The following is a 21,996-nucleotide window of genomic DNA, read 5'->3' on the forward strand; positions in this document are numbered from 1 at the left end:
AGACTCGGGGCATGACAGACGCCCGCGGCCAGCGCATCGTCCTCGTGGTCGCGGTGCTCGCGTCGTTCGTGGCCTTCCTCGACGGATCGATCGTGACGGTCGCGCTGCCGGCCGTCGCCGGCGAGCTCGGCGGCGACCTCACGCTGCAGCAGTGGGTCGTCGACGCGTACCTGCTGACGCTCGGCTCGCTGATGCTCGTGGCCGGCTCGCTCAGCGACACCTTCGGGCGCGTCCGGGTGCTGCGCGCCGGGCTCGTCGCCTTCGCCGCCACGAGCGTGCTCGCGGCCCTCGCCCCCGACCCCGGCCTGCTCATCACGGCCCGCGCGCTGCAGGGCGTGGCCGCGGCCCTCCTCGTGCCGAGCAGCCTGGCCCTCATCACCTCGACCTACAGCGGCCCCGAGCAGGGCCGCGCCATCGGCCGCTGGACGGCCTGGACCGGCGTCGCCTTCCTCGTCGGCCCGCTCACCGGCGGCGCCCTCGTCGACACGATCGGCTGGCGCTGGGTCTTCGGGGTGGTGGTGCTGCCGGTGGCGGTGACGCTGGTGCTCATGACGCGCCTCCCCGGCGACGCCCACCGCGGCACGCCCGACGCCCCGGCCCGCGTCGACGTGGTGGGCGCCGTGCTCGCGGCGGTCGGCCTCGCCGGGCCCGTGTTCGCGCTGATCGAGGGGCAGCGCGTCGGCTTCGGCACCTGGTTGGTGCTCGTGCCGCTCGTCGTCGGCCTCGTGGCCCTCGTGGCCTTCGTCGCCTGGGAGCGACGCACGCCGCACCCGATGATGCCGCTCGACCTCTTCCGCACCCGCGAGTTCACCGTCGGCAACCTCGCGACGGTGGGCCTCTATGCAGCGCTCAACCTCGGCACGCTGACCATCCCGCTCGTCGTGCAGGAGCTCGCCGGCCTGTCGGCCACCGTCGCCGGGCTCGTCACCCTGCCGACGACGATCGTGTCGCTGCTCTTCTCCACCCTGTTCGGCACGCTCGCCGCGACGCACGGCCCCCGCCTGTTCATGACGGTCGGGCCGCTGATCACGGCGAGCGGGTTCGTCTGGATGCTGCTCGTCCGCGACCCGATCGACGTCTGGTGGCAGGTCGTGCCCGGCGTCGTGCTGTTCGGGTTCGGCCTCGCGGTGACGGTGGCGCCGCTGACCTCGGCGGTGCTGTCGCAGGTCTCGCCGGCCCGGTCGGGCATCGCCTCGGCGGTCAACAACGCGATCTCGCGCGTCGCCGGGCTCGTCGCCGTCGCCTTCCTCGGCGTGATCGCGGGAGGCGCGCTGACCGTCGACGGGTTCCACCGCGTCGTCGTCGTGGTCGCGGTGCTGCTCGGGGGGAGCGCCGCCGTGTCGTTCGTCGGTCTGCGGGGGTCGGGGGCGCGGTCGGGGTCGGGGTCGGGGTCGGGGGCGGGGTCGAGTGGTCACGAACTGCGCCCTGACCGGGGTGCGAGCAGCAGTTCGTGACCACTCGCGGCGGCGCGCTAGCGTCGTCGGGTGCTCACCACCGACCGACTCCTGCTGCGCCGCTGGCGCGACGCCGACCGCGCCCCGTTCGCGGCGATGAACGCCGACCCCGTCGTGATGGAGTTCTTCCCCTCGACGCGCACGCCCGCCGAGTCCGACGCGCTGGTGGACCGCATCGAGGCAGGCTTCGAGCGCGACGGCTTCGGCCTCTGGGCGGTGGAGCAGCGAGCCGACGGCGAGTTCGTCGGCTTCGTCGGCCTGTCGCGTCCGTCGTTCGAGGTCGTCGCCGGGGGCCGGGCCCTCGTCGATCCCGTCGAGATCGGCTGGCGCCTCCGTCGCGGCTCGTGGGGGCAGGGGCTCGCGACCGAGGCCGCACGCGAGGTGCTGCGGCACGCGCTCGACCCGGCCGGCGCCGACCTGCCCGGCGTCGTGAGCTTCACGGCGGCGCTCAACCTGCGCTCGCGGGCGCTGATGGAGCGGATCGGCCTGCGGCGCGACCCGGCCGACGACTTCGCGCACCCGGCCCTGCCGCCGGGCCACCGCCTCCGGCCCCACGTCCTCTACCGGGCGGATCGCACCTCGTCGGCCTAGCCCGGCGTCGCCCGGGTCGCGGTCGAGTGGTCACGAACGGCGCCTCGACCGGGGTCGGGGCGACAGTTCGCGACCACTCGGCGGGGCCCGACGGCCGTCAGGCCCGGTCGTGCAGGGTCACGTGGTACCCGTCGGGGTCGGCGAAGGTGAACGTCCGCCCGAACGGCCCGTCGACGGGCGCCGACACGATGCGGTGCCCGTCGACGACGAGCGCGTCGTGGATCTGCTGCACGTCGGTGGCGTGCAGCCACAGCGCGGCGCCGAGCCCCGGCTGCTCGACGGCGTCGAGATCGGTGCCGGGCACGAGGTCGCGCAGCGCGAACGCGATCGGCGTGGTCGTGAAGACCACGGCGTGGGGCGGGCCGGCCGGCGAGCGCACGAGGCCGAGGTACTGCTCGTAGAAGGCCTGGGAGGCGTCGAGGTCGCGGGTCTGCAGTGAGATGAAGTCGGGGCCGGTGACGGGCACGGGGGTCTCCTCGGGAGTGGTGGGTGAATGTCAGGAACCTGACATGGCGCAGCCTATGTCAGAATGCTGACATGAGTCCAGACCGAGACGGCATCGACCTCGAGACCTCCCTCGGCTACCTCCTCAAGGAGGCGGCGAGCGCCCTCCGCGCCGCCATGGACGATGCCCTCCGCCCCCTCGGCATGACGATCACGCACTACTCGTGCCTCGAGCTGCTGGCGCAGCGACCGGGCCTGTCGAACTCCGACCTGGCTCGCGGGGCGTTCGTCACCCGGCAGTCGATGAACGTGCTGCTGCAGTCGCTGGAGGCGGCCGGGTCGGTGGAACGACCGCCGGAGGCGCGGGTCGGCCGAGCCCTGCCGGCCCAGCTGACCGAGGAGGGCCGTCGCGACCTCGCCCGGGCCACGGCCGCCGTGCGGGCGGTCGAGCGTCGGATGCTCGACGACCTCACCGTCGCCGAGGAGGACGCAGCCCGGCGGGCGCTGCGCGCCATGGTCGGGTCGCTGCGCGGCGACGCCGCCTGACCCGGCGCCCGTTCACCGGCCGCCGACTCCCCCCGGCCGCACCCCGACCCGCACCGGCGCCCCCGGCGCGCTCGCGAGGCGCAGCGCGTCGTCGAGCTGCTCGAGCGGCACGACGTGCTCGACGAGCTCGGCGAACGGGTAGCGGTGCCGCTGTTCGGAGACGAACGCGACCGCGGCGACGAGGCTCGCGGGCGCGTAGTCGTGCACCCCGGTGAGGGTGAGCAGCCCCCGCTCCACCCTCTCCGGCAGCACCGGCACGGCCGCTCCGGGCGCGACCGGCCCGGCGAGCACGACCACCCCGCCCACGCCGACCGTGTCGACGAGCAGCGCCACGGCGGCGGAGCTGCCCGAGGTCTCGAGGGCGACGGTGCGGTGGCGGCCCGAGCGGTCCACCTGCGCGAGCGCGCGGGCGAGGCTCAGCGGGCCCCGCGACTCCCCCGGGTCCGCGACCGCGGCCGCTCCGAAGCGGCACGCGAGCAGCCGTCGGCACTCCGAGGCCTCGACGACCACGACCCGGGCCCCCGCCTGCGTCGCCATCGCCGTCGCCGCGAGCCCGCGCGCCCCGGCCCCCGAGACGACGACCACCTGCCCGCGGAGCGCCTCCGCCGCCGCCCCGCCGGCCGCCAGGGCCAGCAGCGAGGAGGCGCGGTGCACGGCCTCCGCGGCGGTCGCGACCGCGCACGACGCGGGGGCGAGCACCTCGTCGGGCACCGCGTCGTCGTCGACGACGACGACCGCGGCCCCCCGGCGCACGTGGACGTGGCTGGCGAACCCGCCGCCGAGCTCCCACGAGCGACGGACGGCCGCGTGCCCGTGCCGTTCGAGGCTCGCGCAGGCCTGCGGCAGCCCGCGGTGGCACTCGACGCACCGGCCGCACGCCACGACCACCGACCAGACGACGCGCATCCCCGGCAGCAGCCGGCGCCCGTCGACCGACCGCGCGTGCGGGTCGGCGTCGACGACGCGCCCGACCTGCTCGTGGCCGAGCACGCACGGGGTCGCGCCCGGCCGCCGCCCGGTGACGGTGTGCACGTCGGAGTCGCAGATCGTCGCGAGGTCGACCCGCACGAGCGCGTCGCCGCGCTGCAGCCGCACCCCCGGCACGGCGACGGCCTGCAGCGGGCGGCCCGGGCCCTGCCAGGTCATCGCGACCGCCGCCTCCGGCAGCACCAGGTCGCGCCCCGGCGGCAGCGTCACCGGCCCGGTCGCGGTGCCGCCCGCCCCCCGCGCCCCCGCGCGGGTCGTCGCCCTGTTCGTCATGCCGTGCCGCCCCCGTCGCGCGCCGCGGCTCCGGTGCCCGCGTCGTGCCCCCGACGCTACGGAGCGCCGGTGATCGGAGGGCGTCCGGCAGGTGAACGAGAGGAGGCGCGGTGCCGGTCAGCGGGTCGGCGAGAGCCCCAGCAGCCGGATGACGTCGTCGGCCTCCTGCTCGGGCGTCTGCGTCGCGTCGACGACGATGTGGCGCTCGTCGGCCTGCGGCGGCTCGAGGGTCGCGAGCTGCGAGTCGAGCAGCGAGGCCGGCATGAAGTGGCCGGGGCGCGCGGCCATCCGGCCGCCGATGAGGTCGTTGCTGCCCCGGAGGTAGACGAAGACGACGTCGAGCTCGCGCAGCACGTCGCGGTAGCTGCGCTTGAGCGCCGAGCAGGTGATGACGCCGGGCACGCCCTGCATCGCGTGCTCGATGATCCACGACGAGACGGTGTCGAGCCACGGCGCCCGGTCGTCGTCGTCGAGCGGCACACCGGCCGCCATCTTCGCGACGTTCTCGTCGGGGTGGAGGTCGTCGCCCTCGGCGTGGTCCCAGCCGAGGCGCTCGGCGACCAGCGCCGCCACGGTCGACTTGCCCGAACCCGAGACGCCCATCACGACGAGCACGGGGGCGCCCGACCAGCGGCGCGCGGTCTCGGGCACCTGCGCCGTGCCTCCGGTCGGCACGTCGCGGGAGGCGTCGTGGAGCACGGGGCCGGGGGCGGGGGTCGGGGAGGGAGAGGTCATGGTGTCGCGTCCTTCCGAGGACGCTTCTCTGCGACCTCGTCGTCTGGGGAGGGCCCGCGCGCACCGCCCGGCGGGGCGGCGTCGGTCGGCCGGTCGTGGAGGCCGGGGCTGCCGGTCTGCCATCCTGGGAGGACGCGCGGATCTGAATAATCAGATTAATCAGACCCCAGGAGTGTGCCACACGGCGACTCCCCCCGGCAAGACGCCCGCGAGGGCTCAGGAAGACCACGATGACGACCGGACTCCCCTCCGCCTCCCGCGACCGCGGGCTCCACGCCCGCGTCGTCGACGCGCTCGGCCAGGACATCGTCGACGGGCGCCTCGCCCCCGGCACGATCCTCAACGTCGAGGCGATGAGCGAGCGCTTCTCGGTGTCGCGGTCGGTGCTCCGCGAGGTGCTCCGGGTGCTGCAGTCGCTCGGGATGGTGGAGCCCCGGCAGCGCACCGGGACCCAGGTGCTGCCCCGCGCCTCCTGGGACCTGATGAGCCCGCAGGTGATCCTCTGGCGCGGCCGCGGCCCCGAGTACTTCACCCAGATGCGCGAGCTGCTCGAGCTGCGGCTCGGGCTCGAGCCGATGGCCGCCCGGCTCGGCGCGCTCACGCCCGACCCGCTGCAGGCCGCCGTCGTGCTGGAGGCCGCCCGCACGATGGTCGAGGCCGACGCCGCCGGCGACGGGCCCCGCTACCTCGAGGCCGACGTCGCCTTCCACACCGCGCTGCTGCGCGGCTCGGGCAACCAGGTGATCGGGCACTTCGCCACGCAGGTCGAGGCCCTGCTGCGCACCCGCGTCGAGGAGGCCCGCGCGACGATCACCGACTGGACGCCGGCCGCCGCCGCCGCGCACCTCGCCCTCGCGGAGGCGCTCGTGGCCGGCGACGCCGACGTGGCCTTCCGCGCCGCGTGGGAGCTGATCTCGGGCACGGTCGACGAGTTCGTCCGTGAGTCGGACGAGGAACTGCACTGACCGCAAGCGTTCACACGCCGTTCATCGCGGGCGGCCCGGCCCCGGCCTAGCGTCGGCCGGGCAGGGGGCGCGGCGCCGCCGTCGCGACGCACCGGCCGCCCCTCGGAGGGACGACGACGATGGACGTGCTCGTCACGGTCATGCTGGTGATCGTCGTGGCGCTCGTGTTCGACTTCACGAACGGGTTCCACGACACCGCGAACGCCATGGCGACCTCGGTCGCCACCGGGGCGCTGCGACCCAAGGTCGCGGTGCTCATCTCCGCCGTGCTCAACCTCGTCGGGGCGTTCCTCTCGACCGAGGTCGCGAGCACGGTCTCGAACGGGCTCATCCGCGAGGGCGAGGGCGGGGTGCAGGTCACGCCCGTCATGATCTTCGCCGGGCTCGTCGGCGCCGTGCTCTGGAACCTCGCCACCTGGTACCTCGGCCTGCCCTCGAGCTCGTCGCACGCGCTCTTCGGCGGCCTGATCGGCGCGGCGGTGATCGGCGCGGGCATCGGCTCGGTCGACTTCGCGGTCGTGCTGTCGAAGGTCGTGCTGCCCGCGATCATCTCGCCGGTCGTCGCGGGGGTGGTCGCGCTCGTCGCGACCTACGTGGCCTACCGCGTCACCCGGCAGGCGACCCTCCGCGGGTCGACCGCCGCCTTCCGTCACGGCCAGACCGTGAGCGCCTCGCTGGTGTCGCTCGCGCACGGGACGAACGACGCCCAGAAGACGATGGGCGTGATCACGCTCACCCTCATCGCGGCGGGCTACCAGGGCGCGGGCACCGGCCCGCAGCTCTGGGTGATCGTCGCCTGCGGGCTCGCGATCGCGCTCGGCACCTACCTCGGCGGCTGGCGGATCATGCGGACGGTCGGCAAGCGCATCACCGACGTCAAGGCCCCACAGGGCTTCGCCGCCGAGACCAGCTCGGCGGCCACCATCCTCATCTCGTCGCACCTCGGCTTCGCCCTGTCGACGACGCAGGTGACCTCGGGCTCGATCGTCGGGGCCGGCTTCGGCGCGAAGCTCGCGACCGTGCACTGGGGCGTCGTCGGCAAGATCGCCTCGGCCTGGGTCTTCACGCTGCCCGCGGCCGCTCTGGTCGGCGGGGTCTCCGCCTGGCTGGCCAGCACGAGCACGGCGGGCCTCGTCGTCGTCGCCCTGCTCGCCCTCGGCGGGGGCCTGGCCTTCGCGTTCCTCGCGCGGCGGCACCCCGTCACGCACGAGACCGTCAACGACGGCGACGAGGCTCCCACGGCTGCCCAGCCGGCCGGCGCCTCCCGCCAGCAGGGAGAGTGACCGTGTTCCTCGGAGTGGACTGGGGCGCCTTCGTGGTCGTCTTCCTCGTCGCCCTCGCGGCGACGGCCGTGATCGTCACGTCGTTCGCGCTGGGCATCCGCGCGTTCGCGGCCGGGGCGGAGGAGCCAGCGGGTGCTGGTGCGGGTGCTGGTGCCGGTGCTGGTGCGGGCTCCGACGGGGCGACGGCGGCCGTGGCCGCGGGCCCGGGCCCGGTCAGCCGCCCGGCCGCGGCCACCGCCGCGGGGCTCGCCTGCTTCGCCGTGGGCGTGGCCGCGGTGCTCTACGGGCTCTGGATGATCGTGCCGCAGTTCCACTGACGACGTCGAGGTGCCCCGCCCTGGGTCCTGCCGCACGGTGGGGGCCCAGGGCGGGGCATCTCGGTGCCCGGGCGGCGCCGAGGAGTCGCGGGTCGGGTCGACGACGAGTCGTCACGTCGCGTTCACGCGCGCGTCGCATCGGCGGCGCACCATCGACGCATGATCGCCATGAGCGCCCTCGTCCGGCCCACCGCCGGCATCCGCCCCGTCCGCCAGCTCGAGCAGAGCCTGCGACGGGACTACGAGAGCGTCCCGGTCACGCCCCACCGCTTCCTGGTGCGGTTCGCGGACGGGCCCGTGCTCATCACGGACGAGCTCGGCTCGCTGCGCGTCGACGTGGTCGTCTCGGACGAGCGGGCCGCGCGGCACTTCGAGGACTCCTTCCGCACCGAGATCGCGGTGCGGCTCGAGGAGGGCTCGCTGGACGTGAGCTGGTCGCGCCCCGCGACCGTGCCCCAGCCGCTCCGCTGACGGCCGCCGCCGCTGCGTGTGCCGATGCGCGCTCGACCCGTGCGATGATCTGGGCGACATGACAGCGACAGGCACACCGGCACCGGCACCGGCACCGGGATCGGCACCGGCACACCGCGACTCGACGACCGACGCGGCTCCGCGGGAGGTGACCCGGGCCTCCCTGGTGGCCGTGTGGGCGGGGCGGGTGCTGGTGCCGCTCACGGCGGCTCTGGTGGTCGCCACCCGGCTGACCCGGCCGTGGTGGGAGCGACAGGGCCTGGACGAGACCGGGTACCCCGCGCACTGGCTGCCGAACGTCACGTTCGCCCTCCTCCTCGCGGTGGGGATCCTGGCCCCGTGGCTCTGCGGCCTGGTGGCGTCGCCCTGGGCTGCTCGGCGGGACGGAGCGGAGATGGTCGTCACGTCGGTGACGGGTCGCCGCCGCTTCACCGTCGCGTCGTGCCGCGTCGTCGACTTCCGCGTCCTCAGCACCCCGTCGACCTCGCACGGCGCCGTCGTCGTGGGGCCGCGCGGCGGGGTCGTCGTCCTGCTGGCCGGGCTCCCCCACGGGGGCAGGCGACGCATCACCGCACTGCTCGGCGATCAGCCGCGCGACGGCCTCGGCCGCGCCGTCCGCGAGCACCTGCTCGGCCTGCCCCTGCTCCTCCTCACCGTCGCGCTGGCGTTCGGGGTCCTCGGCCTCGGCTCCTGGGCCGTCGGCGGCGTCCTCTGAGGCGCGGTCACCGCCGCTGCCCCGCGACCGGCGTCGCGCTCTGCGAAGATCACGTCATGGACCCCTCCGCGCCGGGCGCGCACGCCCGTGCGTCGAGCGGTCGGGGGCCCCTGCGGGAGCGACTGCACCGCGACGCGGGCGACCTCGACGCCCGGGCGGAGCTGGCCGGCCTGCACAGGGCCGCCGGGCACGCCGACCAGGCGGGCCGGTGGGCGCTGCTCGTCCCGGGCATGGCGACCGCAGCAGAGAAGCAGGCGTTCATCGACTGGATCGTGCGGAGCGGTGAGGCTGACCGTGACCGGCTGCTGCGGCTGCTCTTCGTCCCGAGGACGTTCTCGGCCGCCGAGGTCGACCCCGCCGGCGTGCTCCCCGGGTTCGTGGACCAGCTGCGCCGCGACGCGTCCACGTACGCCCGGGCGTCGTCGACGAGCATCCGGGGGTGGATCGCCGACACGGCCGTCGGCGTCGCGGCCGTCGTCGTGCTCGGCGCCCTCGTCGGAGGCGCTGCCTCGGCGGCCCACGCGGTCGCGCTGGCCATCGGGTCCGCTGTGCTGGAGTGGGGCATCTGGCCCGACAGCTGGGCCGGGCTGTGGACCGCCACGAGCGTGCTCACCCTGGGCCTGGCGGCGATCGTCACCCTGTGGTCCGCGGCGGCCCTGGCCGCCCGGCTGCCCGAGGTGATCACGGACCGGCGCCGGCGAGCGCGCCGCTCGCCTCGCCGCGACGGCAGCCGCAGCGCCGGCGGCCGCGGCTAGGGTCGGCAGGTGCGCGACGCCGACCCGCGCGACCTCGACCGCGGCGGCCACGACGACGACGACGCCGGCGGCGGCGGCGTGTGACACCGTGACCCACCCCCGCTACACGACCTCCCCCGCCCACTGCGTCGCGAGGTCCGGGTAGACGCGCAGCGCCGCGGCCGGCACCACCTCCCAGGTGCGACGGTCCTCCTCCTCGAAGCGAGCCTCCGCGAAGACCGGGTACTCGCCGGCCAGGCCCCGGGGCCACTGGTCGAACGGGTGGTCGTGGTCGCGCTGAGCCGTCCCCGACGCGCACAGCGCGTCGCGCTGCTCCGGCGACAGGGGCCGGAGGACGCCCGCGCCCTCGAGCCACTCGACGACGAGCGCGAGGCTCTCCTCGGCCCGGGCCTGGTCGGCGCCGGTGACCGCCCGCCAGCGGAGCTCGGCCTGGAGGGCCGTCTCCGCCGCGCCGACCGATGCCAGCCACGGCATGGCGAGGGCCGGGGCGAACGGGCCCCGACCGTTGACGGTCGCGGCCGTGAGCGGGGCGTCGGAGATCTCGACCAGCAGCCGGGCCTCGGCCGTCGCGAACCACTCCGCGACGTCGTCGGCGAGCGCCGGGTACGCGATGGTCGCCCTCCCCGCGGCCACGCTCGCCCGCTGCCGGGGGATCGTGCGGTCGCGGAGCGCGAGCGACGGCCGGTCGAGCCCCAGGTCGGCGGCGAGCTGCTCGACGCGCCCCTTCAGGTCGTCCCGGATCGTCAGGACGGCGAGCAGGTCGGCCCCGATCGGGTCGGGCACGTCCCAGTCGAGCACCGGGGTGCCGCGGGGCACGGGGAACGAGTCGGGGCAGCCGATCCGCACGACGAGGTCGGCCGCCCGCACCGGTGCCGCCATCACCTTCGCCGGCACCTGCTCCATCTCGACGGGAGCCTTGTCCATCCCCATCACGACGACCACCTCCCGCTGCACGAGCGGGCTCACGCGCCCCTCCTGCGGCGAGACGCCCCGAGCCTCGACCATGAACACGGCCCCGTCGAGCACCCGCAGGTACGCCGCCGCCATGACGCTCCGCCCGATGCCCCGAGGGCTCACGACCATCACGCGGGGGATGCGGTCGCCGTCGAGGACGGCAGCGAAGGAGGCGCGGTGCGCGGCGCTGAGGCGAGGTCGCCCCGGTGCGGCGGCGCCCCGGGCAGCGGCGGCGGCGCGCCGGCGGACGGCCCGGACGAAGCGGATCTCCCGGGCGTACAGCACCCCGAACGCGACGGAGAACCCGAGGCACAGGAGGGCGCCGACGTACCCGAGGACGACGCGGAACCAGAGCGCCCCCGCGACCGGCCAGCCCGCCGCGAGCTGCGCCCGCTGCTCGACGTCGGGGAAGAGCCAGGCGTCGGTGCTGATCACGGCCACGACGACGGCCATGAGGGGGAAGACAGGGAGGCACCACAGCATCGCGCGCTGCGCCTCGGTCACGACGACTCCCCTGGTGACGTCACGACGACCTGCCCTCCCCCTGCGGCAGGACCCGCGCCTCCCCCCGGACGATCCTGGCGGAGGCGCCCGCCCCGGTCGATCCCGCGTCAGGGGGCCATGCCGATGTCATCGGGACGATGCGCTCCGACGAGACGACCCCAGCGGAGGGTCAGCCCCAGATGCGGTCGACGATCGCGCCGAGGAGGTCGTCCGTCGGGTAGTTCGACTGGCGCACCGTGACGACGACGCCGTCGCGCACGAGGACGGTCTCGGCGAAGTCCGTGCCGTACTGCTCGTCCGTCGTCGTGTACTGGCACACGCTGCCGCCGAGGCGCTCGGAGCAGTCGTAGACGACGTCCGCGCCCCGCCGTTCGGTGTCGACCGTGGGGTCGGCGAGCCAGTCCAGGTAGGAGGCGGCGGCCGCGTCGTCCACCGTGGCCACGTCGACGTACAGGCCGGTGATGTCCGCCTGCGGGTCGCGCCAGCCGCAGGTCAGCTGCGTGGCGGCCACCACGGTCTCGTAGGGGTCGGCGCCCGCGGGTGCCGGGCTCGGCTGGAGCTGGCCCGTCGGGCCCGTGAAGAAGTCAGGGTCGTTGAGCGGCGTCTCGCCCATCGTCGCGGCGTAGGTGGCCGGGTCGACGATGTCGGTGCAGTCCGTCGGGATCGACGCGCCGGCGGGCTCCGCGGGCGTGGCCGACGGCATGGGGGCAGGGGCCGCCGATGCTGTGCTCGCCACGTCCGTCGCCGTGGGCGTCCCGTCCGGCGAGCCGTCCGCCTCCGTGCTGCACCCGGTCAGGGCGAGCGTGACAGCGGCGATGACGCTCATGGTCGTGGTGGCCCTGGTGGCGCGTGCGTGCCTCATGGTGGTGTCCCCCTCCGGACCGACCACGCCGGGCGTGCCCCGTCCGCGGTCGTGTGTCGACCCTACCGACGCTCGGTCAGCGCGTCCTCGTCGGCGGCGACGTCCTCCTGCACGGCGAACTGCGTCCGGTGCAGCTCCTCGTAGCGCCCGGCCGCGGCCAGCAGCTCCTCGTGCGTCCCGCGCTCGACGATCGAGCCGTCCTCGACCACGAGGATGAGGTCCGCGCTGCGGATGGTGGAGAGGCGGTGGGCGATCACCATCGCCGTCCGCCCCTCGAGGGCCTCGCTGAGCGCGGCCTGCACCGCCGCCTCCGACGTGGAGTCCAGCGCCGCCGTCGCCTCGTCGAGGATGACGACCTGCGGCCGGGCGAGCAGCAGCCTCGCGATGGTCATGCGCTGGCGCTCGCCGCCGGAGAGCCGGTAACCCCGCTCCCCCACCATCGTGTCGAGCTGGTCGGGCAGCGAGCGGACGAGCGGCTCGAGCCGCGCCCGACGAACGGCGTCCCACACCTCGTCCTCGGTGGCCTCGGGCCTCGCGAGCCGCAGGTTCGAGAGGATCGTCTCGTGGAACAGGTGGCCGTCCTGGGTCACCATCCCCAGGGTGTGCCTCAGGGAGGCGAAGGTCACGTCGCGGACGTCGGCCCCGGCCAGGCGCACGGCACCGCCGTCGACGTCGTAGAGGCGCGAGAGCAGCTGGGCGATCGTCGACTTGCCCGCCCCGGAGGTGCCGACGAGCGCGACGGTCTGGCCCGGCTCGATGCGGAACGACACCCCGTGCAGCACCTCGTCGCCGCCCCGGGTGTCGAGCGTCGAGACCTCCTCGAGGGAGGCGAGCGACACCTTGTCGGCGGACGGGTACGCGAAGCGGACGTCGTCGAACTCGACGCTCACCGGGCCCTCGGGCACGGAGGCGGCGTCGGCCTTCTCCCGGATGAGCGGTTCGAGGTCGAGCACCTCGAAGACGCGCTCGAAGCTGACCACCGCGCTCATGATCTCCACGCGCGCGTTCGCGAGGCCGGTCAGCGGCACGTAGAGGCGGGTGAGGAGCAGCGCCAGGGTGACGACCTCGCCGGTGTCGAGCTGGCCGGCGAGCGCGAGGGCACCGCCGAGCCCGTACACGAGCGCGAGGGCCAGGGCGGAGACGAGCGTCAGCGCCGTGACGAAGACGAACTGCAGCAGCGCGGTCCGGACTCCGATGTCACGGACGCGGGCGGCGCGAACCCGGAACTCCGCCGACTCCTCGTCCGGGCGGCCGAACAGCTTGACGAGGGTGGCGCCGGGCGCGGAGAAGCGCTCGGTCATCTGCGTGCTCATCGCAGAGTTGTGGTCGGCGGCCTCGCGACGGAGCGCGGCGAGTCGGCTGCCCATGCGTCGCGCGGGGACCAGGAAGATCGGGAGCATGACCACCGCGAGGACGGTCACGAGCCACGACGTGCTGAGCATCACGATCAGGGTCAGGACGAGTGCCACGACGTTCGTGACGACGCCCGACAGCGTGCCGCTGAAGGCCTGCTGGGCGCCGATCACGTCGTTGTTGAGACGGCTCACGAGGGCGCCCGTCCGGGTGCGGGTGAAGAACGCGATCGGCATCTTCTGCACGTGGTCGAAGACGGCGGTGCGGAGGTCGAGGATCACGCCCTCCCCGATCCGGGCCGAGTACCACCGCGTGACGAGCGAGACGCCGGCGTCGGCGATCGCCACGACCCCGATGAGGACGGCGAGCCGCACGATCGTGGAGACGTCGCCCCGCGCGACGATGACGTCGACCACGCGGCCGGCCAGCACCGGCGTCGCGACCGCGAGGAAGGCCCCGACCACCGAGAGGCTGATGAAGAGCACCAGCTTCGACCGGTAGGGCACCGCGAACGTCATGATGCGCCGGACGGACGCCCGTGAGATGCCGTGCGCGCCGTCGCGGGCTGACGAGATCTTGTAGAGCGAGCTCCAGGCCGCGCCTTCCATGCTCATGGCTGTTCCTTCCGTCGGTACCAGGCTCAACCTAGACGTCGGGCGACGCTCGACTCGCAGCCGGCCGAGCCAGGAGGAGTCGCGGCCTGACCGAGGCGGGGTTGCACCTGCCGCAGCGTCATGTGGTCTGCTCGGAGCACGTCCCGTCCCGCCCCGCTCCGAGAGGTCCGCCGTGCACTCCCTCCCGACTCCGCCCCGTCAGGTCATGATCGGCGACGCCGCAGCGTTCGTCGGCACCACTCCCCGGGCCATCCGCCACTGGCACGAGGTCGGCCTCCTCCCGGAGCGCGAGCGGGGCAGCGACGGCCGACGCCGGTACGGCTACGCCGAGATCATCCGGCTGCTCTGGATCCGACGGATGGCCGACGCCGGGATCGCCCTCGACGACGTCCGCGACGCGTTCACCGACGCCGCACCGGGCGGGGTCGAGGGCGAGGTCGCGAGCGTCCTCGCCCGGCTGGAGGACAGCCTGGCGGCGCAGGAGGCCGAGCTGCGGCGGAAGCGGGCCGCGGTGCAGCGCATGCGCGCCCGCGGCGACCGCCTGGGGCTGCTCGACGACATCGTCTCCGACCGCCTCCAGGCCGCACCCGAGGGCTCGCTGCGCCAGTACGACCTCGACACGCTGCTCGTCACCGAGCGCATCTTCGGTCCGCTCGGAGCGGTCGCGCAGGCTGGCCGGTTCCTCACGCTGGCCCTCCACCCCGAGCTGCGCGCCGAGTCCGACCGCGTCGACGCCGCGGAGGAGGCCCTCGACGACACGGTCGCCGTCGACGACCCGCGGGTGGCCCGCGTGGCGGCCGAGCGGCACGCCTTCGAGACCACGCTCATGCGGGTCATCGAGGAGTCCGGTCAGCTGGAGGAGGACGACGCCATCTTCGACGCCTGGGAGGAACTGCACCCACAGGGGGACGCGGACGTGGCGCCCGACCGGGTCGGGAGCTCGCAGGGCAGGAGCGCGGCGGAGATCATCCGGAGCCTGCCCTCCGACTTCTCTCCGGCCCGCCTGCGCTGCAGCGAGCTGGCGGTGCAGCTGGGGGCGTCCGCGGCGGCCTCGGCGCCCTGAGCCAGGCATGCGTCGGGGTCTGCTGAGGCCGGACCGCCCGTGCAGACCCGTCAGGGGGACCACGCCAGGGCCTCCCTCCCGCGGCGCGTCCGGTGTTCCGTGGACGACAGGACCGCGACGCGTGGCCCTCCACGACACGACGGACAGGAGAACCACCATGGCCGACCAGCCGATCCAGATCGGGGGCGGGCGCCGCACGTTCGGGGACTTCGCCCCCAAGCTCGCCGCCCTCACCGACGACGTCCTCTTCGAGGACGTCTGGAACCGCCCCGAGCTCTCCGCCCGGGATCGCAGCCTCGTCACCGTCGCCGTCCTCGCCGCCGGCGGGCACACGGGGCAGCTCGACTTCCACCTGGGCCGCGCCGTCGAGAACGGCGTCACCCGGGTGGAGCTGATCGAGGCGATCACCCACGTGACCCTCTACGCCGGCTGGCCGAACGGCATGGCCGCGATGGGCGTCGCGAAGGAGCACTTCACCACCGACGACCAGGAGTCAGCATGAACATCGAACCCGTCGCCCCCACGACCAAGAACCCGCCCGAGCAGTTCGCCGGCGACGTCTGGCTCGACCCGATCGCGATGCCGCACGAGGACGGCCAGCACATGGTCGTCGCCACCGTGCGGTTCGCACCCGGCGCCCGCACCGCCTGGCACTCGCACGAGAAGGGCCAGTACCTCCGCGTCACCGCCGGCGTCGGCCGCTTCGGCACCCGCGACGGGCACGTCATCGACGTCCACCCCGGGCAGACGATCTACACCCCGCCCGGCCAGGAGCACTTCCACGCCGCGGCCCCCGGGGTGTTCATGGAGCACCTCGCGATGCTCGAGAACGGCGACGACCCCTCCGCCACCACCACGTGGCTCGAGCACGTCACCGACGCCCAGTTCACCGGTGAGCCGGAGGACCGCGCCTCGAACCAGCGCCGGGGCTGAGGGAAGCGATGCCCCGGGAGGTCGTCGAGGTGCTCCGTCAGCCGGTCGTCACACGGGCAGTCGACTCCAGGACGAACTCGAGGGTCTGCGCCTGACGGGCCGGGGGCCACCGCTCAGGGTCTCCGGCGGCCAGGCTGGAGACTCCCTCGACGGCGGCGACGAGAGCTGCGGCTCGGACGCTCGCGTCGCCGCGATCGCCGCGATCGCCCTGGTCACCGGCCTCGAGCAGACGTGTCAGGCGGTCGACGAAGGCCCTGCTGTTGAGAGCGTGCCGCTCCTCGAGGACGGGATCGCCGAGCGCCGCCGCCAGGAAGCCGACCCAGACCCGCGCCTCCGCGAGCCGTTCTTGGTCCGTGGGAAGGGCTCCCAGCACCACCGCACGGACGGCGGCGACCGGATCGCCGGCCGCGGCCTCGAGCGCGTCGGACCGCACGCGGGTGCGGTCGTGCAGCACCTCTCGGGCGTGGAGGAGCAGAGCCCGCTTGTCCCGGAAGGTGTGCAGCACGAGACCCGTCGTGCACCCGGCGCGCTCGGCAACCGCCCGGAGGGTCAGCCCCGCCGGCCCACGGTCGGCGAGGGTCGTGAAGACGGCCTCGGAGAGGCGCTGCTGGACGCCCGACACATCTCGTGTTCTGCTCATCGCCTGATCGTAACGCCTGTTACGGTAACGAGCGTCACGAAAGGACGACCATGAGCTGGACCATCACGCGGACACCCTTCGACCACCCGGACGCCGACGGCCTCCGTCGAGCCCAGCGGGTCGAGCTCGACGCCCGCTACGGCAGCGACGACCACGAACCCGGCACGCCGCCGTCGGCGACCGACGTCCCGGTGTTCCTCGTCGCGCGGGCGGACGACGGTCGCCCGATCGCGTGCGGAGGGCTGCGGCCCCTGGCCGACACGGTGGTGGGACCAGCCACCGTCGAGGTGAAACGGATGTACGTCGTGCCCGACGCGCGGGGGTCGGGCGTGGCCTCCGGGCTCTTGCGGGCCCTCGAGGACGCCGCTCGCGAGCTGGGCACGCGACAGGTCGCACTCGAGACGGGCACGCTCCAGCCGGACGCGATCCGTTTCTACGAGCGAGAGGGTTACTCGCGCATCCCCCTGTTCGGCGCCTACGTCGGATCACCCGAGTCGGTCTGCTTCGCGCGGGACCTCTGAGCCTCCCCGCCGACCGGCTCGCACCCATGTCAGGCCGGGGTCGACCTCAGCAGCCGGGTCACCGCGATCATCGCTCCGCCCACCACGGCGGGGATGCCGCCGCCGGGGTGCACCGACGCGCCGACCCGCCACAGCCAGGGCCGCCACGGGTCGTTGTACGACGGGCGGTGGAACGGACCGCTCAGCCACGGCGGGCGCGCGGCTCCGTAGAGCGCGCCGTGCGGCTCGCCGCCTACGCCGTAGTACTGCGGGTCGAGCACCAGCTGCTCGTCGAGGAGGTCGGTGAGGGGCCCGTGGAGCCCCATCGCCGCGGAGACCCGGTCGACCTCGCGCCGCACGAAGGGGTGCTCGGCCGTGTAGCGACCGCCGTCGGCGGGCGCGGTGAGCAGGATGCCGACGGTGCTGCGCTGGTTGGGGTAGACCTCACCGGCGCGGTACTGGTTGACGAACACCATGGTGTCGGCGGGCTCGTCGCCCGCCTCGAGGCTGCGGTGGAGCGCCGCGGGCTTCGTCGGCAGCACCACGCCGTGCGTCGGGAAGTCCGCCGGCAGCTCCTCCCGCAGCACGCCGTACACCGCGACGGCGGAGCAGGAGAGGGCACGGGGGCGCAGACGGGGCAGCGTCGGCAGGCGGGACGGGCCGGTCAGCGTCGCGAGCCTGTCGGCGTCCAGGGCACTGACGACGAGGTCGGCGGCGTGGTGCCCGAGCTCGGTGGTGACGGATCCGCGCTCGATGCGGGTGACGGCCTCGCCGGTGCGCACCTCGACCCCGGCCGCCTCCGCCAGCCGGCCCAGCGCCAGGAGGACCTCGTAGACGCCGCCTCGCGGCACCCAGGCCCCGGTCTCGGCCATGATCGCCGGCATGCTCGCGTACAGGGCGGGGGTGCGCGAGGGCGAGACGCCCGCGTTGAGGGTGTGGATCGCGATGATCTCGCGCAGACCGTCCGGCAGCCACGGCAGGCCGTCGAGGTAGGCGCGGGTGGTGAGACGCGAGCCGTAGACGGCCAGCAGCCGGCGCAGGGCCGGCAGGGCAGCTCGGTCGAGCGGGTCCGAGAGCAGCAGCTCGGTCACGTCGTCGGCGAGGGGGGCGTGCAGGTCGGAGAAGCGTCGCCAAGCGGGGTACCACGGGTGCCCGGGCGCGACCGGCAACGAGGTCTCCTCGCCGTCGTAGTAGTAGCGCCCCACCTCGGGCATGCGCACGAGGTCGAGGTGGCCGTCGTCACGAGCACTGTCGGGAGCACGCCCGCCGTCGCCGAGCCGCCGCAGCAGCTCGTCCCACACCGCGGGGAAGGTCACCAGCGACGGACCGGTGTCGATGCGGTCCTCCCCCAGCTGGATGCGACGGCTCTTGCCGCCGAGCTCGGCCGAGGCCTCGAGCAGGGTGACGCGGTGCCCCGCGTGGGCGAGCAGCGCGGCGGCGGTGAGCCCGCCGATCCCGCCGCCGACGACGACCACGCGGCTCACGGCCGGCCCACCAGCACGATGGAGACCAGCAGCAGCACCCCGGCGAACGACCCCGCGATGTACGGGAACGCGACCGACAGTCGGTACAGGCGGTGGCCGGTCTCCGGCGACGGGTCGCGCAGCAGGCGCCCGACGAGGACGCCGGCGATCAGGAGGTTCAGGGCAGCCACCGGCACGCTCACCACGGCGAAGAGCGCCGTGGAGACGAGCCACCAGGCCCCGCTCCACAGGGCCGTCCCGCGGGCACCGAGCCGCACCGCGGTCGTGGTGATGCCGGCGTCGCGGTCCTCCACGATGTCCTGGACGGCGTCGAAGGCGTGCTTGGCCACGCTCCAGGCCATCAGGCCGAGGGCGGCGGGCCAGACCGGCGTCACCGAGAGGGCCGCGGGCACGATGACGAGCGGCAGCGCATAGGCCGCGTTGCTCAGCGAGTCGACGAAGGGCCGCGCCTTGAAGCGCAGCGGCGGCGCGGAGTAGAAGACGAACACGCCGACGTAGAGCAGGATCGCGGCGATCGCGAGCGGCGGCAGCGTGACGGCGAACCAGATGAGGAAGGGCACGTTGGTGACCGCGACGGCCCAGGCGATGAGCCGCACCTCGGACTGCTCGATCCTCGCGCCCTCGATCGAGCCCTTGCGGGGGTTGGCCGCGTCGGTGTCCTGGTCGTAGATGTCGTTGACGCCGTAGATGAGCAGGTTGAACGGCAGGGTGAGCCACAGGATGACCGGCAGCGCCCGCAGGTCGAAGAGCGCACCGGTGAGCCACACGGCGACGAGACCCGACCCGACGGTGTTGATCCACAGCACCGGGCGTGAGATCAGCACGAGGCGGCGCACGGTCGCAGCCCTCTCCGACGGCGCGACGCGCGACATCCGCTCAGCACCGTCAGTCACGAGACCGACCGTACGCCGCCCGCCGCGCTGCGGGCCCACGGCTCGCGGGCCCAGACTGGGCGGATGCGCATCATGCTGCTCACCGCCGGCACCCGGGGCGACGTCGAGCCCTTCGTCGCGCTGGCCCGACACGCCACGAGTCGCGGCCACGACGTCCGGCTGGCCCTGCCCGACGACGCGGGCGCGCCCGAGGGAGTGGGCACCGTGCCCCTCGGCCTGGACGCGCGGCGTGTGCTCTCCCCCGCCGGTCGTGCCCCGTGGGCCCTCGCGCGTCACGCCCTCGCCGAGGTGCGGCCCGCGATGCGGCGCATGCTCGCGGCCGCGGTGCGCGAGACGGTCGCGTTCGACCCCGACGTGGTGGTGCACCACCCGCTCGTCCTGACCGCGCCGATGGTGGCGGACGCGCTGGGCGTGCCGCGCGTGCTCGTGGAGTTCGCGCCGGTGGCCACCCCCAGCGCGCGCTTCCCCGCCGCCGGCGGCCCCACCGCCACCCGCGACCTCGGCACCCACAACCGGTCCACCTACGCCGTGCCGCGCGCCGCCGCCCGCCTCTTCGAGGGCGACGTGGCGCGCGCCGCCGCCGAGCTGCCGGGCGGGCGGCGCCCGTCCTGGCGCTCCCCGTCGCGCGCGACGCTGATGGCCGTAAGCCCGGTGCTGCTCCCGCGGCCGGACGACTGGCCGGAGCAGGTGCACCAGACGGGGGCCTGGCACGAGGAGGCGCCGGCCGCGTCGTGCGGACCGGTCGTCACCGACTTCCTGGCCGCCGGGCCCGTCGTCGTCGCCTCGTTCGGCTCCATGGCGACGGGCGACGCCTCGGCCCGCGGCGCGGCGGTCGTCGCGGCCGCCCGCTCGCACGGCCTGCGGGTGCTGCTCGTCACCGGGTGGGGCGGGCTCGCGCTGCCGCCGGAGCACCGCGGCCCCGACGTGCTGGCGGTGCCGTCGGTGCCCTTCGACGCCGTGCTGCCCCACGCCACGCTCGCGGTGCACCACGGCGGGGCCGGCACCTCCCACGCCGTCGCGCGGGCCGGAGTGCCCGCCGTGGTCGTGCCGGTCACGGCCGACCAGCCGTTCTGGGCAGCCCAGCTGCACCGACAGGGGGTGGCGGCCGCGGCGGTCCCGCTGCGCCGACTGACGGCCGGTGCCCTCGCGCCCGCGATGGGCGACGCCCTGACCCGTCGGGGGCGGGCCGCCGAGGTGGGCCGCCTCATGCGTCGAGAGCACGGCGTGCAGCGGGCGCTCGACGTGCTCGAGTCCCTCTGACGCGAAGATCATCCGCCAGGAGGAATCGCCGTCCCCTCGTCGCTGGGAGAGTTCAGGCGGACTCCCGGGTCCGCTGCCGAGAGGAGACGTCGTCGTGACGACACTGAGACGAACGCCGGCCCCACGGTCGTGGGCACTGCCGCTCGGCGGGCTGAGCGTCTCCGGCCCGCTCGTGGTGGCCGCCGGCAACGCCCCGGCCTTGATCGGCGCACCGCTGCTGCCCTGGGTGAGCATCCTCCTGGACCTCTGGGCCGTCGCGTCGGTCGCTCTCGGCGTCGCCGCGATCGTCGTCGCGCGCGACGACCTGGCGTCGCCCCGCGACCTCCGGCCGCGCTCCGCCGCTGTCGGCCTGACGCTCGGCACTGTCGGACTCGTGCTCAGCGGGTGCCTGTTCGTCCTCTGGCTGCTGACTCCCCTGCCCTTCTGACACCGCGCCTCCCTGGACAGCGTCGCGGGACGCTCTCGCTGCGACCTCTGCGACCATGACGGTGTGAAGACCGCTGCTCCGATGACCGTCCGCGTCGCGTCACTGGGGGTGGTCGTCGACGGGCTGACGAGCCTCTCCGGGTGCTCGACGAACGACACCGACACGCAGCGGACGACTCAGGGCATGGTGGCGACCGCGGAGGTGCTGGACCGCTTCGACGGCTACCTCGGCGTCGGGCTCAGGGTCGAGAACACGAGCGACGAGGCCGTCCTCACGGTCACCTCGATCAACGGCGGCTCGGTCACCTTCTCGACGAGGTGAGGCCCCTCACGTCGGTCAGCCGATCCGCCGCCGCATGGTCATGCGCGGAGGCTCAGAGAACTCGCCCGCACTCGCTCGGCCGAGCACGGCTGGCCGTGACGGCGGGCCCCGCGGCAGCGATCGCTGCCACCATCGCGAGCAGACTCGTCAGGTACAGCGGGCGAGCCCACGGTGAGTGGTCGTAGCCGCTGATGCCGAAGCCGTCGGCGAGCTGCATGCCCGGCGCGAAGGAGACGAGAAGCAGCGACGGCGCTCCCCCGACCAGGACGAGCGCCTGTGCCAGGACGACCTGACCGAGGGTGAGGCGCGAGCGGCGGATCGTCGACACCGCCACGACGACCGCGGCGCCCACGCCGAGCACGGCCCAGGCGATCACCGGTGCGGGTGAGAACGACTGGCCCACGCGGTCGAGCTCGCTGTGGATCTCCGACAGCGACAGGCGCGGGACCGCGGCGAGCGGGTTCCAGACGAGGACCTGGAGGGCACCCACCACGGCGTACGCCACGACGAGACCTGTTCCGACCGAGGCGGCGACGGCAGGAGGATCCGGACGGCTCATGCCGTCACCGTAGGAGAGGACCGCCCGCGGGTCGTCCGCCCCGAGGAGGATCTCCAGCCGTCCAGGACCCCCCTGCCGGGCGCACGGTGGTGC

The 21,996-nt window shown here is 74.6% G+C and carries 26 protein-coding genes; 16 read left to right on the plus strand and 10 right to left on the minus strand.

The features are described from left to right. The first annotated feature begins 11 nt into the window (after positions 1-11). Together F1C15_RS03795 and F1C15_RS03800 are read left to right on the plus strand one after the other, a co-directional pair. Positions 12-1,454, plus strand: a complete 1,443-nt coding sequence (locus F1C15_RS03795) for an MFS transporter (protein WP_185233044.1) — start codon at positions 12-14, stop codon at positions 1,452-1,454. 30 nt (positions 1,455-1,484) lie between these two features. Further along, a complete protein-coding gene (locus F1C15_RS03800; RefSeq protein WP_185233045.1) occupies positions 1,485-2,045 on the plus strand; it encodes a GNAT family N-acetyltransferase in 561 nt (186 codons plus the stop codon). 97 nt (positions 2,046-2,142) lie between these two features. On the opposite strand, the gene F1C15_RS03805 is transcribed toward F1C15_RS03800, so the two are convergent. After that, positions 2,143-2,511 (minus strand): VOC family protein, encoded by a 369-nt coding sequence (locus F1C15_RS03805; protein WP_056056338.1) that lies wholly within the window; start codon positions 2,509-2,511, stop codon positions 2,143-2,145. A 71-nt stretch (positions 2,512-2,582) separates the two neighbouring features. On the opposite strand from F1C15_RS03805, the gene F1C15_RS03810 reads away from it, so the two are divergent. After that, complete coding sequence (locus tag F1C15_RS03810; RefSeq protein WP_185233046.1) at positions 2,583-3,035, plus strand: MarR family winged helix-turn-helix transcriptional regulator; 453 nt, start codon at positions 2,583-2,585, stop codon at positions 3,033-3,035. Positions 3,036-3,047: 12 nt separating this feature from the next. Here the strand turns inward: F1C15_RS03810 and F1C15_RS03815 are convergent, their stop codons facing one another. Then, positions 3,048-4,295, minus strand: coding sequence for an alcohol dehydrogenase catalytic domain-containing protein (locus F1C15_RS03815; protein WP_255465478.1), 1,248 nt, complete (start codon positions 4,293-4,295; stop codon positions 3,048-3,050). A 117-nt stretch (positions 4,296-4,412) separates the two neighbouring features. Then, positions 4,413-4,898, minus strand: a complete 486-nt coding sequence (locus F1C15_RS03820) for a gluconokinase (RefSeq protein WP_235491316.1) — start codon at positions 4,896-4,898, stop codon at positions 4,413-4,415. Between the two features lie 362 nt (positions 4,899-5,260). Between F1C15_RS03820 and F1C15_RS03825 the strand changes: the two genes are divergently transcribed. The 6 genes from F1C15_RS03825 (at position 5,261) to F1C15_RS03850 (ending at position 9,536) form a co-directional block, all read left to right on the plus strand. Next, complete coding sequence (locus F1C15_RS03825) at positions 5,261-5,995, plus strand: FadR/GntR family transcriptional regulator (protein WP_056056344.1); 735 nt, start codon at positions 5,261-5,263, stop codon at positions 5,993-5,995. A gap of 119 nt (positions 5,996-6,114) precedes the next feature. Next, positions 6,115-7,278: an inorganic phosphate transporter gene (locus tag F1C15_RS03830; protein ID WP_185233049.1), complete on the plus strand. Its 1,164-nt coding sequence runs from the start codon at positions 6,115-6,117 to the stop codon at positions 7,276-7,278. Further along, a complete protein-coding gene (locus F1C15_RS03835) occupies positions 7,275-7,595 on the plus strand; it encodes a hypothetical protein (RefSeq protein ID WP_185233051.1) in 321 nt (106 codons plus the stop codon). Before F1C15_RS03830 ends, F1C15_RS03835 begins: the two co-directional genes overlap by 4 nt. Positions 7,596-7,754: 159 nt before the next feature. Next, positions 7,755-8,066, plus strand: coding sequence for a hypothetical protein (locus F1C15_RS03840; protein WP_056056350.1), 312 nt, complete (start codon positions 7,755-7,757; stop codon positions 8,064-8,066). A 148-nt stretch (positions 8,067-8,214) separates the two neighbouring features. Beyond that, positions 8,215-8,781: a hypothetical protein gene (locus F1C15_RS03845; RefSeq protein ID WP_185233053.1), complete on the plus strand. Its 567-nt coding sequence runs from the start codon at positions 8,215-8,217 to the stop codon at positions 8,779-8,781. Positions 8,782-8,837: 56 nt separating this feature from the next. Continuing rightward, positions 8,838-9,536: a hypothetical protein gene (locus F1C15_RS03850; RefSeq protein WP_185233055.1), complete on the plus strand. Its 699-nt coding sequence runs from the start codon at positions 8,838-8,840 to the stop codon at positions 9,534-9,536. A gap of 102 nt (positions 9,537-9,638) precedes the next feature. On the opposite strand, the gene F1C15_RS03855 is transcribed toward F1C15_RS03850, so the two are convergent. From F1C15_RS03855 to F1C15_RS03865, 3 genes are all read right to left on the minus strand, one after another. After that, positions 9,639-10,994 (minus strand): hypothetical protein, encoded by a 1,356-nt coding sequence (locus F1C15_RS03855; RefSeq protein WP_185233057.1) that lies wholly within the window; start codon positions 10,992-10,994, stop codon positions 9,639-9,641. 169 nt (positions 10,995-11,163) lie between these two features. Further along, complete coding sequence (locus F1C15_RS03860; RefSeq protein WP_185233059.1) at positions 11,164-11,856, minus strand: hypothetical protein; 693 nt, start codon at positions 11,854-11,856, stop codon at positions 11,164-11,166. Positions 11,857-11,918: 62 nt separating this feature from the next. Next, entirely contained in the window at positions 11,919-13,823 is a 1,905-nt protein-coding gene (locus F1C15_RS03865; RefSeq protein WP_185233061.1) for an ABC transporter ATP-binding protein, read from the minus strand. Positions 13,824-13,995: 172 nt separating this feature from the next. Between F1C15_RS03865 and F1C15_RS03870 the strand changes: the two genes are divergently transcribed. The 3 genes from F1C15_RS03870 (at position 13,996) to F1C15_RS03880 (ending at position 15,819) form a co-directional block, all read left to right on the plus strand. Then, positions 13,996-14,886, plus strand: a complete 891-nt coding sequence (locus F1C15_RS03870; RefSeq protein WP_255465479.1) for a MerR family transcriptional regulator — start codon at positions 13,996-13,998, stop codon at positions 14,884-14,886. A 157-nt stretch (positions 14,887-15,043) separates the two neighbouring features. Then, positions 15,044-15,388, plus strand: a complete 345-nt coding sequence (locus F1C15_RS03875; protein WP_185233063.1) for a carboxymuconolactone decarboxylase family protein — start codon at positions 15,044-15,046, stop codon at positions 15,386-15,388. Further along, positions 15,385-15,819, plus strand: a complete 435-nt coding sequence (locus F1C15_RS03880) for a cupin domain-containing protein (protein ID WP_185233065.1) — start codon at positions 15,385-15,387, stop codon at positions 15,817-15,819. Before F1C15_RS03875 ends, F1C15_RS03880 begins: the two co-directional genes overlap by 4 nt. A 37-nt stretch (positions 15,820-15,856) precedes the next feature. Here the strand turns inward: F1C15_RS03880 and F1C15_RS03885 are convergent, their stop codons facing one another. Then, on the minus strand, positions 15,857-16,459 hold the full coding sequence (locus F1C15_RS03885; protein WP_185233067.1) for a TetR/AcrR family transcriptional regulator: 603 nt from the start codon (positions 16,457-16,459) through the stop codon (positions 15,857-15,859). A gap of 50 nt (positions 16,460-16,509) precedes the next feature. On the opposite strand from F1C15_RS03885, the gene F1C15_RS03890 reads away from it, so the two are divergent. Continuing rightward, entirely contained in the window at positions 16,510-16,980 is a 471-nt protein-coding gene (locus F1C15_RS03890) for a GNAT family N-acetyltransferase (RefSeq protein ID WP_185233069.1), read from the plus strand. A 29-nt stretch (positions 16,981-17,009) separates the two neighbouring features. On the opposite strand, the gene F1C15_RS03895 is transcribed toward F1C15_RS03890, so the two are convergent. Continuing rightward, complete coding sequence (locus tag F1C15_RS03895; RefSeq protein ID WP_185233071.1) at positions 17,010-18,443, minus strand: NAD(P)/FAD-dependent oxidoreductase; 1,434 nt, start codon at positions 18,441-18,443, stop codon at positions 17,010-17,012. Beyond that, positions 18,440-19,336: a UbiA family prenyltransferase gene (locus F1C15_RS03900; protein ID WP_255465480.1), complete on the minus strand. Its 897-nt coding sequence runs from the start codon at positions 19,334-19,336 to the stop codon at positions 18,440-18,442. The genes F1C15_RS03895 and F1C15_RS03900 overlap by 4 nt, the downstream gene beginning before the upstream one ends. A 63-nt stretch (positions 19,337-19,399) precedes the next feature. Here F1C15_RS03900 and F1C15_RS03905 point away from each other — a divergent pair, with 63 nt between their 5' ends. The 3 genes from F1C15_RS03905 to F1C15_RS03915 all read left to right on the plus strand — a co-directional run bounded on the left by F1C15_RS03905 (position 19,400) and on the right by F1C15_RS03915 (position 21,344). After that, positions 19,400-20,596 (plus strand): glycosyltransferase, encoded by a 1,197-nt coding sequence (locus F1C15_RS03905; RefSeq protein ID WP_185233073.1) that lies wholly within the window; start codon positions 19,400-19,402, stop codon positions 20,594-20,596. Between the two features lie 94 nt (positions 20,597-20,690). Then, entirely contained in the window at positions 20,691-21,023 is a 333-nt protein-coding gene (locus F1C15_RS03910; protein ID WP_185233075.1) for a hypothetical protein, read from the plus strand. Positions 21,024-21,086: 63 nt separating this feature from the next. After that, positions 21,087-21,344, plus strand: coding sequence for a hypothetical protein (locus F1C15_RS03915; protein ID WP_185233077.1), 258 nt, complete (start codon positions 21,087-21,089; stop codon positions 21,342-21,344). Positions 21,345-21,396: 52 nt separating this feature from the next. Here F1C15_RS03915 and F1C15_RS03920 read toward each other — a convergent pair whose 3' ends face one another. After that, positions 21,397-21,903, minus strand: a complete 507-nt coding sequence (locus F1C15_RS03920) for a hypothetical protein (protein WP_185233079.1) — start codon at positions 21,901-21,903, stop codon at positions 21,397-21,399. Positions 21,904-21,996: the final 93 nt, after the last annotated feature.

The sequence above is a fragment of the Frigoribacterium sp. NBH87 genome, assembly GCF_014217665.1.
Classification (GTDB): Bacteria; Actinomycetota; Actinomycetes; order Actinomycetales; family Microbacteriaceae; genus Frigoribacterium; species Frigoribacterium endophyticum.

What these genes read in the sequence shown, in the direction of transcription:
- F1C15_RS03795 (WP_185233044.1), top strand. Translation starts at nt 12, where the DNA reads ATGACAGACGCCCGCGGCCAGCGCATCGTCCTCGTGGTCGCGGTGCTC.
- F1C15_RS03810 (WP_185233046.1), top strand. Translation starts at nt 2,583, where the DNA reads ATGAGTCCAGACCGAGACGGCATCGACCTCGAGACCTCCCTCGGCTAC.
- F1C15_RS03815 (WP_255465478.1), bottom strand. Translation starts at nt 4,295, where the DNA reads ATGACGAACAGGGCGACGACCCGCGCGGGGGCGCGGGGGGCGGGCGGC.
- F1C15_RS03820 (WP_235491316.1), bottom strand. Translation starts at nt 4,898, where the DNA reads ATGGGCGTCTCGGGTTCGGGCAAGTCGACCGTGGCGGCGCTGGTCGCC.
- F1C15_RS03825 (WP_056056344.1), top strand. Translation starts at nt 5,261, where the DNA reads ATGACGACCGGACTCCCCTCCGCCTCCCGCGACCGCGGGCTCCACGCC.
- F1C15_RS03830 (WP_185233049.1), top strand. Translation starts at nt 6,115, where the DNA reads ATGGACGTGCTCGTCACGGTCATGCTGGTGATCGTCGTGGCGCTCGTG.
- F1C15_RS03840 (WP_056056350.1), top strand. Translation starts at nt 7,755, where the DNA reads ATGATCGCCATGAGCGCCCTCGTCCGGCCCACCGCCGGCATCCGCCCC.
- F1C15_RS03850 (WP_185233055.1), top strand. Translation starts at nt 8,838, where the DNA reads ATGGACCCCTCCGCGCCGGGCGCGCACGCCCGTGCGTCGAGCGGTCGG.
- F1C15_RS03860 (WP_185233059.1), bottom strand. Translation starts at nt 11,856, where the DNA reads ATGAGGCACGCACGCGCCACCAGGGCCACCACGACCATGAGCGTCATC.
- F1C15_RS03865 (WP_185233061.1), bottom strand. Translation starts at nt 13,823, where the DNA reads ATGAGCATGGAAGGCGCGGCCTGGAGCTCGCTCTACAAGATCTCGTCA.
- F1C15_RS03875 (WP_185233063.1), top strand. Translation starts at nt 15,044, where the DNA reads ATGGCCGACCAGCCGATCCAGATCGGGGGCGGGCGCCGCACGTTCGGG.
- F1C15_RS03880 (WP_185233065.1), top strand. Translation starts at nt 15,385, where the DNA reads ATGAACATCGAACCCGTCGCCCCCACGACCAAGAACCCGCCCGAGCAG.
- F1C15_RS03885 (WP_185233067.1), bottom strand. Translation starts at nt 16,459, where the DNA reads ATGAGCAGAACACGAGATGTGTCGGGCGTCCAGCAGCGCCTCTCCGAG.
- F1C15_RS03890 (WP_185233069.1), top strand. Translation starts at nt 16,510, where the DNA reads ATGAGCTGGACCATCACGCGGACACCCTTCGACCACCCGGACGCCGAC.
- F1C15_RS03905 (WP_185233073.1), top strand. Translation starts at nt 19,400, where the DNA reads ATGCGCATCATGCTGCTCACCGCCGGCACCCGGGGCGACGTCGAGCCC.
- F1C15_RS03920 (WP_185233079.1), bottom strand. Translation starts at nt 21,903, where the DNA reads ATGAGCCGTCCGGATCCTCCTGCCGTCGCCGCCTCGGTCGGAACAGGT.